At 72.3% G+C, this 8,983-nt stretch carries 6 protein-coding genes; 4 read left to right on the forward strand and 2 right to left on the reverse strand.

The window, feature by feature from the left end:
- Nucleotides 1-36: 36 nt before the first annotated feature.
- Both ABZT17_RS25600 and ABZT17_RS25605 read right to left on the reverse strand, forming a co-directional pair.
- A complete protein-coding gene (locus ABZT17_RS25600) occupies nt 37-516 on the reverse strand; it encodes a roadblock/LC7 domain-containing protein (RefSeq protein WP_356351920.1) in 480 nt (159 codons plus the stop codon).
- The gene (locus ABZT17_RS25605; RefSeq protein WP_356351921.1) at nt 513-3,773 is read right to left on the reverse strand and encodes an ATP-binding protein; all 3,261 of its coding nucleotides are present in this window, start codon (nt 3,771-3,773) and stop codon (nt 513-515) included. The genes ABZT17_RS25600 and ABZT17_RS25605 overlap by 4 nt, the downstream gene beginning before the upstream one ends.
- Before the next feature lie 360 nt (nt 3,774-4,133).
- Here ABZT17_RS25605 and ABZT17_RS25610 point away from each other — a divergent pair, with 360 nt between their 5' ends.
- The 4 genes from ABZT17_RS25610 to ABZT17_RS25625 form a co-directional block, all read left to right on the forward strand.
- Nucleotides 4,134-5,093 carry an ABC transporter substrate-binding protein gene (locus tag ABZT17_RS25610; RefSeq protein WP_356351922.1) on the forward strand — a complete coding sequence of 320 codons (960 nt, stop codon included), beginning with the start codon at nt 4,134-4,136 and terminating at the stop codon, nt 5,091-5,093.
- Between the two features lie 239 nt (nt 5,094-5,332).
- Nucleotides 5,333-6,133: an AfsR/SARP family transcriptional regulator gene (locus ABZT17_RS25615; RefSeq protein WP_356351923.1), complete on the forward strand. Its 801-nt coding sequence runs from the start codon at nt 5,333-5,335 to the stop codon at nt 6,131-6,133.
- Nucleotides 6,134-6,336: 203 nt separating this feature from the next.
- Entirely contained in the window at nt 6,337-7,131 is a 795-nt protein-coding gene (locus ABZT17_RS25620; RefSeq protein WP_356351924.1) for an alpha/beta fold hydrolase, read from the forward strand.
- 22 nt (nt 7,132-7,153) lie between these two features.
- On the forward strand, nt 7,154-8,983 hold a 1,830-nt coding region (locus ABZT17_RS25625; RefSeq protein ID WP_356351925.1), incomplete at its 3' end, for a fatty acyl-AMP ligase.

Here is an 8,983-nt window from a genome sequence, read left to right on the forward strand (position 1 = left end):
GACCTGTCCCGGACCCGCCTTCGGGCGGGCGACCGGTCAGCGCGCTGTTGCGGCGCCGACGCTGTTCTTGAGCTGGAGCACGAGCTGGGGGCTGAGCGCGCTGCCGGCCCGGTTGGCGAACAGCGTCATCTCGTAGGCGATGTTGCCCAGCTTGGCCTCCTTGTCGGTGACGACGCCGAGGACGGCGCCGCTGCCGATCGCGGAGACCAGGACATGGCCGCCCTCCAGGTCGATGATGACCTTGTTGAGGCCGCCCAGGCCGTAGTTGCCGGAGGCGCCGGCGGCCAGGCTCGTGATGCCGGAGACGATCGCGGCCAGCCGCTCGGAGTCGGCGTGCTCGCGCAGCTCGGAGACGGCGATGAGCAGCCCGTCGGAGGAGACGGCGATGGCGTCCACGACGCCCGCGGTCTCGGTCGCGAATCGATTCAGCAGCCAGGTGAAGTCGGCTGCGGCGGCCTGCAGTTCGGCCGGCGTGGTGGCTCCCGCGTGGGGAGTGTCGCCTGTCGACGTGCTCACTGCTCGGCTCCTTCCGGGAGGTGGTTCTGGTGGTGCGGGTGGGTGGTGGTCCTGGGGGCGTCGTCGCCCGTGCCGGTCCGGTCGGTCTCCGCCCGGCTGTCACGGTTGGCCCGCTCCACGGCCGCCTCGAACTCGTCGAGCGAGTCCCGCACGGCGTCCGCGTCGGCGGGCCGGGCGACCTGCCGGGCCGCGTACTGGGCGGCGGCGTCGACGGTCGTGTGGAGAGTGGCACCGCGCACCCGACGCCGCAGGGGCCGGGGGCTGTCGCCCAGGACACCGGATGCGTGCGCGGACGGCGTTGTCTGGCCCGGTGTGACCTGGGAAGACGATACCTGTCGATCAACACCGCCCGAGCGACCGGGGGTTACGTCGTCGGGGCGGGAGTGGGTCACGCCGGCGACCACCTCGGATCGGGCCTGAGGAATGAAGGGGGGCTGCGCGGGGCCGGAGTCTCCCGATCCCGGCACCGGGTCGGTGCCGCCCGGTACCCGGTTCGAGTCCGCGTCCGTCCTCGCCCACGAGGGAACGGGGCGTGCCGTGTCCGGCGCGGGGCTGGAGGTGTCGGGCGCGCCGGCCGGGTACGCACGGGGGTCCGAGTCCGCCGGGTCGGCGTATGCCGAGTCGGCGGATGTGACCGGTGCGGTCCCGGTGGGTGTGCCGGCCACGCGGCCGCTCGCTGCCGGTTCCGACGGGGGAGCGGACGCCGTGTCCGCGGTCGTGCCCGTTGTGTACCCGGTGGGTGCTTCGGACACGTAGCTGTTCCGGGCCGGTTCCGACGGGAGGGTGGACGCCGTGTCCGCGGTCGTGCCGGGTATGTACCCCGTGGGTGCTTCGGTCGAGTAGCTGTTCGGGGCCGGTTCCGACGCGGGCGCGGACGCCGTGTCCGCGGCCGTGTCCGGTATGTACTCGGTGGGTGCTTCGGTCGAGTAGGTGCTCTGGGTCGGGTCCGACGGGGGTGTGGACGCCGTGGCCGGGGTCTCGGGCGGGTCCGTCTCCCGGCGGGGCACCCGGCGCGGGAGCGGGCCGGGGTGGCCGTTGCGGGCGGTGCCGTTCTGGGCGGCGGCACCGGCACGCGGGCCGGGACCGAGCCCGTCCTCGGCCCCGTGGCCGGAGGGTTCGTAGCTCTGCCGGTCGCCGGTCGGGATCGCGGCTGCGGAACGGCCGCCGGCTCCGCGTACCGGCAGGTCGCCCGGCGTCCGCGCCACGGTGCCGGCCGCCGTACCGCGGGAAGCGGGTTTCCTCGCCGTGCCGCCGGAGACGGTCCCCATCGGGCTCATCGCCAGCAGCAGCGAAGCGGGCACCGAGACCTCGGCCGTCACACCGCCGCCCGGCGTGCGCGACAGCGTCACGGCGACGTCCCAGCGGCGGGCCAGGGTGCCGACCACGAACAGGCCGAGGACCTTCGTCGGTACGACGTCCAGGCGTTCGCGGCGGATGAGCCGGGCGTTCTCCTCGGCGAGGCGGTCGGCGCTGATGCCGAGGCCGTGGTCGGCGATCACGATGGTCGCGCCGCCCGCCGACTCCGCACCGGTGGTGTCGCGCACGTACACCTCGACCGGGCTGCCCGCGGGCGAGAACGACACCGCGTTCTCGATGAGTTCGGCCACCATCAGGGTGAGGTCGCCGATGATGTCCGGCTCGACCATGACCTCGGTACGCGCGTGCAGCTGCACCCGCTGGAAGCCCTCGATCTGGCCGAGCGCGGCGCGTACGACGTTGGTGAGCGCCGTCGGCCCGGAGTCGAGGACCGTCTCGCGGATACCGGCCAGCAGCATCAGACTGTCGGCGTTGCGGCGCAGTCGTACCGCGATGTGGTCGATGGAGTAGAGGCGTTCGAGGAGCGCGGGGTCGGTCTCGCCCCGTTCCACCGCGTCGATGAGGGCCAGCTGACGGGTGGTGAGGTTGCTGACCCGGCGGCCGACGTTGCCGAACATCTCGGCGACGTTGCGGCGGCTGAGGACCTGGCGTTCGAGGAGCGCGATGGCGGTCGTCTGGACCCGGTTGAACACCTCGGCCAGTTCGCCGATCTCGTCGTCCGCGGTGACCGGCACCTCGCGCAGCCTGGGCGGGCTGTCGTCCTCGTCGTCGTCGGCGACCCGGGCGAGTTCACGGCCGGCCACCTCGGCGACCTCCTGCGCGGCAGCGGTGAGGGCCATCACGGGCCGCACCACCGAGCGGCGGATCAGGACGGAGAAGGCGAGCCACAGGACGAACCCGAGCAGGGCCGCGGTCAGCAGCAGACCGGCCCGCCACCAGGCGTCCGTGGAGGCGCTGTCCGCGCCGTCGGCGATCTGGTCGATCAGCGACGAGGTGATCTTCAGCCGGGCCTCGGCCTGCTCGGGGTAGGCGGGATAGTCGCTCAGCGCGTCCTGGAACGCGGACTTGATCTCGCCCGGTGTGGTCGCCTGGAGCGTGCTCGGGGCGACCTGGAGCTCGGCGTACGCCTCGGCGATGTCCCGCTGGGCGTCGGTGTGCTCGATGCCCGACAGCTCGTCGGCCTGCTGGTCGGTGGCGAACCGGGCGAACCGCTCGACCTGGTTGGTGTACAGCTCGTAGGCGCCGACGGCGGTCGTGAACTCGATCTGCGCGTTGGTGTCACCGGTCGTCGCCGAGAACACCCCGGTCTCGAAGGAGCCGTGCGCGGCGTCGGCGCGCAGCAGGGAGTCGAGGAGGTTGCCGGTGAAGGTGGCCGCGAGCTCCGAGTTGCGGTCCAGGCTCAGCCCGCCGATCACGGTCTTGGCCGCGTTGTTGTAGGCCGGGTCGATGTTGCTCGCGGGCAGATAGCTCTGCTCCACGGTCCCGCGCAGGCTGGTGAGGCCCTCGACCTCCTTGAGCGCCTGCGCCTCGCTGTCCGGCATCGAATCGCCGAAGGCGGCACGCACCTTCGCGATCTGCGTGTCCACCTTCTTCTGCGCCGCGCGGTAGCCGGCGAGCGTGGACTCGACGCCCTTGCCGCCCGCCTCGTAGCGCACGGACAGCAGGATCGCCAGCTGGTGCTCGCTCTCCAGGTCGTTGACGAGCGCGGCCACCTGCTCGCTGTTGCGCACCAGGTCCGCCGCGGACGCCGCGTCCCGCGCCTGGCCCACCTGGTCGGCGATCAGATAGGAGAGCAGCGCGGCCACGACGGCCAGCGGGATGCCGACCAGGAGGTTGAGCTTGAGCCGGAACGGCCACCGGTCGGCGAAGCCCCGCGGACCATCGCCTTTGACCTGCGGCGGAGCCGACCGGGGCGGCGCGTCCACCTCGTTCGTGGACACCGGGCCTCCTTCACGGGGATCTCGGTCATGCGTCAAGTTGCGTATGACCGATTCTGATCGATACTGGATCAAGAAGAAAAGGTGCGGATGACACCGCAGCAGCCCCCGTACACCGCTGTGACCGACGCCAACTTGCGTGAGACTACCGCCTCATTGAACGATCAAGTGCGTTGCCCTACGTCAAGAATCCGTTACAAAGCGCCTCCGGATCCACCCCGCGCTGTTCACACCGTATTCACAACTGATCACGCATTGAGGCCAATTGGTGACCGGGCTGCTCTTGACTGAGTGAGAACTGGCTGGATTGGATCAGTGGCAGAGCATGTCTCTCATCAATCCCCCGAGTCCGGAACGGGAATCGTGACTTCCAAAGCCCCACGCAGCAGGTCCATCAAGAGCTACCCCGCGGCGGCCGTCGCGCTCGCCGCGACCACGGCCCTGCTGGCGGGATGTGGCTCCTCGAACGACAACAAGTCGAACCCTCTCGACGGGGGCGGCAAGTCCGACGGCAAGACGGTCGTCGTCGGCTCCAACAACTTCGCCGAATCCATCCTGATCGCCGACATCTACGGCGAGGCCCTCAAGGCCAAGGGTGTCAAGGTCACCTACAAGCCGAACATCGGCAGCCGCGAGACCACCTACGGTCTGCTGAAGAACGGCTCCATCACGGTGCTGCCGGAGTACAACGGCGCGCTGCTCGCCTACCTCGACCCGAAGGCCACGCCGAAGACGGTCGAGGCGACCACGGCCGCGATCGAGGCCAAGCTGGACTCCAAGCTGACCCTCCTCGACCCCGCCTCGGCGCAGGACAAGGACTCGGTGACGGTCAACAAGGCCACCGCCGACAAGTACAAGCTGACCTCGGACTCCTCCATCGCGGACCTCAAGGACATCGCGAAGGACCTGACCATCGGCGCCTCGCCGGAGTTCCAGACCCGGCAGCAGGGCCTGGTGGGCCTGAAGTCGGTCTACGGCCTGGAGTTCAAGGGCTTCAAGGCGCTGGACGCGGGCGGCCCCCTGACGCTCGCCGCGCTGACGAAGGACACCGTGCAGGCCGCGGACATCTTCACCACGGACCCGAACGTCATCAAGGAGAAGTTCGTCGTCCTCCAGGACCCGAAGAACCTCTTCGGCTTCGAGAACGTGCAGCCGCTGGTCTACAAGAGCGGTCTGTCCTCGGACGGCGTCGCCGCCCTCAACGCGGTCTCGGCCAAGCTCGACACCAAGGCCCTGCTCGAACTCGACTCCCAGGTCCAGCTCGAGAACAAGGACCCGCTGGATGTCGCCAAGGCCTGGCTGAAGTCGGCCGGCCTGGCCTGACGACGGCCGGACGGCGCCGCCGTCCCACCGTCCGCCCGACGCGGGTGCCCCGGGAAACCGGGTGCGCCCGCGTCGTGCTGTGCGGCCCCTGACCAGCCGGACATGAAGATCTCACATACGGCCCACCGACGGATTCACGGTGAACGCGTGCGGCGCTACCTGTCGGCTCCGTCGGCGCGTGTGCGACCGTCGTCCAGGAGGCCGCGACAGGCCTTCACGGGGTGGAAGGAGCCACGGAGATGGAGGTCAAGGTTCTCGGGCCGCTCGTGGTGACGGTCCACGGCACGTCCCTCGTACCCAGCGCGGCCAAGCCGCGCCAGGTGCTCGCGCTGCTCGCGGCCAACCTGGGCCGGCATGTGTCGCTGGACGCCATCGCGCGGGAACTGTGGGACGACACGCCTCCCGGCCGCCCCACCGACGTGGTGCAGACGTATGTGAAGCAGCTGCGGCGCGCGCTGTCCACGGCGCTCGTCCCCGCCGGCGGCCCCGACGCCAAGGAGCTGCTGAGCCGTACCCACACCGGCTACGTCCTCGACCTGCCCGGCGCGGAGACCGACGCCCGCTCCTTCGAGCGGCTGACCCTGGACGGACAGCGGGCGCTGGCCCGGCGGGAGGCCGCGCAGGCGGCGACGGTCCTGGACCGTGCCCTGGAGGTCTGGCGGGGGCCCGCCCTGGCCGACGTACGGACCGGGCCGGTGCTGCGCTCCGAGACCCGACGGCTGGACGAGGTGCGCCGCGGCGCCCTGGAGAACCGGAGCAGCGCCTATCTGCAGCTCGGCCGGCACGCCGAACTGATCGGCGAACTCGGCATGATGACGGACCGCTACCCACTGCAGGAGAGCCTGCACGCGCTGCTGATCGTCTCCCTGCACCGCTGCGGCCGCTCGGTCGAGGCGCTGGAGGTGTTCCGCAGGCTGCGCGACTCCCTGGTCAGCGAGCTCGGCATCGAGCCCTCGCACCGTCTTCAGCGGCTGCACCACGCGGTGCTCCGCGACGACCCCGCGCTCGACTCGCCGACCTTCGGTTTGGCTGTCTTTTAGCGGTCGCCCGCACCCTCGGGACATGCCTGCCGGGGCCCGTCCGACCGTGCGTCGAGGTGTCCGGCCGGCCGGGCCGGTGATCCGCCCGTGTCCGCACCTCGGGGCCCGGACGGATCACCGCCCGCCGGCCGTCGCGGCGACCACGCAGCGCGGGCCGGTCCCGGCGGGCTCCTTGACAACGGACGAGCCCGAGGCGGAACGGAATGACGCGTTACCTGTCCCTGACTTCCCTGTCCCCGGCGGACGTCGACGAGCCCGGACTGCGGCTGTTCTGCTTCCCGTACGCGGGCGGCGGGGCGTCCGCCTACCGGCGCTGGCAGCGCGGCCTCGACGTCCACGGCGCCGGGGCCCGGGTGCTGCCGGTGCAGCTGCCGGGCCGCGAGGGCCGGATCAACGAGCCCCGCTTCACCGATCTGCACGCCCTCGTCGCCGACCTGGACGAACAGCTCGACGACGAGCTCAGCCACCCCCATCTCTTCTACGGGCACAGCATGGGCGCCCTGATCGCGTACGCGCTCACCTGCCGCCGTCAGCGGCGCGGCGCCCCGCTCCCGCTCGCCCTGGCCCTGAGCTCCTACCGCGCCCCGCACCTGCCCGCGCCCGACATCGCCGACCCCGGCGCCGACGACGCCGAACTGGTCGAGGGCCTGGCCGCGTTGGGCGGGATTCCGCGGGTGCTCCTCGACCACCCCGAGTTCCTGTCCGCGCTGCTCCCCATCGCCCGTGACGACCTGCTGCTGTGCACCGCCTCCGTGCCGGCCGACGCCGCCTCGGTGCGGGTGCCGCTGCACCTGTTCGTCGGCGCCCGCGACCGGCTGGTCTCGGTGCCCGAGGTGGTGGCCTGGCGGCGGCACGCCGGACGCGGCTGCGAGGTGCGGGTGCTGCCCGGCGGGCACTTCTTCATCCGCGCCCACGAGGACGCCTTCCTGCGCGAACTCGCGGGCCTGGTCCGCCGGTACGCCCGCACCCCGGCCCTCGCCGGCGCCCTGTCCGCGTGAACGGCCGTATCCCGGAGGCGAGATGATGACACGTCAGGAGACCTTCACCGAGCGGGTGCTGGCCCGGGCCGCGGAGCGCGGACCGGCGGAGGCGTTCGCCTTCGTCCGGGCCGACGGAGTGGACCGGATCACCTACGCCGAACTGGACCTGAGGGCCAGGGGCATCGCCTCGTGGCTGCAGGACCGCGGTCTGACCGGCCGGCAGGTGCTGCTGCTGTACCCCTCGGACCTGTCCTTCGTGACGGCCTTCGCCGGCTGTCTGTACGCGGGCGCCGTCGCCGTGCCCGCACCGCTCCCCTCCGGCCGGGAGCGGCATCTGGAGCGGCTCGCCCGGATCGCCGCCGACGCCGGCGTCGGCGCCGTACTGACCACCGGACGGCAGGCCGAGGAGCTGCGGTCCGGGCCGGCCGGCGGCCTCGCGCGGGTGCCCTGCCTGGCCACCGACGCCTCGGACACGGGCGATCCAGGGCAGTGGCGGGAGCCCGGCCTGCGCCCCGACGACCTGGCCTTCCTCCAGTACACCTCGGGTTCCACCAGCGCCCCCAAGGGCGTGATGGTCTCCCACCGCAACCTGATGGCCAACGAGGCCGCCATCGCGCGCTCCCTGGGCGCGACGCCCGGCTCCCGCTTCGGCAGCTGGCTGCCGCTCTACCACGACATGGGGCTCATCGGGCACGTCCTGCAGCCGCTGTGGCAGGGGGCGCGGGCCGCCCTGATGGACCCCGCCGAGTTCCTGCGCCGGCCCGTCGGCTGGCTGGAGATGATCGGCGACCACGGCGTCACGATCGGCGCCGCGCCCAACTTCGCGTACGACATGTGCGTACGCCGGGTCAGGGACGCCGACCTGGCCCGGCTGGACCTCTCGGGCTGGGAGTCGGCCTGCAACGGCGCCGAACCGGTGCGCGCCGACACCATCGAGGCCTTCACCCGCCGCTTCGCCCCGGCCGGCTTCCGCCCCGAGGCGTTCTTCCCGTGCTACGGCATGGCCGAGACGACCCTGCTGGTCTCCGGCACCCCGCGCGGTGGCCCGCCGGCCACCCGCGCCGTCGACCCGGCCGCCCTGGAGACCGGCGAACTCACCGCGCCGCGGCCGGGGACACCGGCCCGCACCCTGGTGAGCAGCGGGGTGGTCCGCGCCGAGGACTTCGAGGTGCAGATCGTCGACCCGGACACGGCACGCGCCGTGCCGCCCGGGCGGGTCGGGGAGATCTGGCTGCGCGGACCGAGCGTGGCCGACGGTTACTGGGCACGCCCGGACGCCACCGCCGAGACCTTCGGCGCCCGCCTCGCCGACGAGACGGAGGGGGCCCAACGGCCCCCCGCCGGCGGCTGGCTGCGCACCGGGGACCTCGGCGCGCTCGCCGACGGACAGCTCTACGTCACCGGCAGGCTCAAGGAGATGATCCTGGTCAACGGACGGAACATCTACCCGCACGACGTGGAGTCCGCCGCCCGCTCGGCACACCCCGCGCTCGGCACGGGCGCCGCGTTCGCCGTGCGGTCCGCCGACGGCCGGCGCGAACGGCTCGTCCTCGTCCAGGAGACCGCCGGGCTCGACGCGGGCGACGGGGAAGGCGCGCGGGAACTCGTCGAGCGCGTCCAGGACGCCGTCACCGCCGAGTTCGGGGTCCCCGCGGGCAACGTACTGCTGGTCCCGGCCGGAACCGTGCGGCGCACCACCAGCGGCAAGATCCAGCGCACCCTGATGCGGCGGCTGTTCCTGTCCGCGGCGCTCACGCCGCTGTACGCGGTGGTCGGCCTGCGAGAGCGTGGTCGCGGAGAACCCGGCGGCCTCGGCCATCTCGCGGTACGACGGCCCGCCGGCGTCCCTGCGCAGCTCGCGCAGCTGATG

The sequence above is a fragment of the Streptomyces sp. NPDC005648 genome (assembly GCF_040605395.1).
Classification (GTDB): Bacteria; Actinomycetota; Actinomycetes; order Streptomycetales; family Streptomycetaceae; genus Streptomyces.

What these genes read in the sequence shown, in the direction of transcription:
- ABZT17_RS25615 (WP_356351923.1), top strand. Translation starts at nt 5,333, where the DNA reads ATGGAGGTCAAGGTTCTCGGGCCGCTCGTGGTGACGGTCCACGGCACG.
- ABZT17_RS25620 (WP_356351924.1), top strand. Translation starts at nt 6,337, where the DNA reads ATGACGCGTTACCTGTCCCTGACTTCCCTGTCCCCGGCGGACGTCGAC.